We start from the raw sequence: 747 nt of genomic DNA on the forward strand, positions 1-747 counted from the left end.
CACACGCACTGGGCGACGCATGGCGTGCCCAACGAGAGCAATGCGCATCCGCATTTTTCCGACGGCGTCGCCATCGTCCACAACGGCATCATCGAGAATTTCGCCGAACTGCGCGACGAACTGGTCCGCGACGGCTATTCTTTTTCGTCGCAGACCGACACCGAGGTCGTGGCGCATCTGGTGGCCCGCGAACTCGCCAAGGGGCTGAAGCCGGTCGAAGCCGCGCACCAGGCGCTGAAGCGGCTGGAAGGCGCCTTTGCGCTGGCGATCATGTTCAAAGGCGACGAGGATTTGATCGTCGGCGCCCGCAACGGTCCGCCTTTGGCCGTCGGCCATGGCGATGGCGAGATGTTCCTGGGCTCCGACGCCATCGCGCTCGCCCCGTTCACCAATTCGATCACCTATCTGGAAGATGGCGACTGGGCGGTGGTGCGCCGTGGCGGTGTCACCATCTTCGACATTGACGGCACAAAGGTCGACCGCAAACGCCAGCAGTCGCTGTCGACCAGCTTCATGGTCGACAAGGGCAACCGACGCCATTTCATGGAAAAGGAAATCCATGAGCAGCCCGAGGTGATCTCGCACACCTTGGCGCATTACGTGGATTTCGTCTCCGGAGTGTCGAAGCCGCTCGACCTGCCGTTCGACTTCGCCAAAATTGGTCGGCTGGCGATCTCGGCCTGCGGCACGGCGTATCTGGCCGGCCTGATCGGCAAGTACTGGTTCGAGCGCTACGCGCGCCTGCCC

At 62.8% G+C, this 747-nt stretch carries 1 pseudogene; it reads left to right on the forward strand.

Annotated elements, in window-relative coordinates:
- Positions 1-747 (forward strand): annotated as a pseudogene (locus EN969_RS33770) (glutamine--fructose-6-phosphate aminotransferase); the annotation flags it as partial.

The sequence above is a fragment of the Mesorhizobium sp. M7A.F.Ca.CA.003.01.2.1 genome (genome assembly GCF_003998945.1).
Classification (GTDB): domain Bacteria; phylum Pseudomonadota; class Alphaproteobacteria; order Rhizobiales; family Rhizobiaceae; genus Mesorhizobium; species Mesorhizobium ciceri.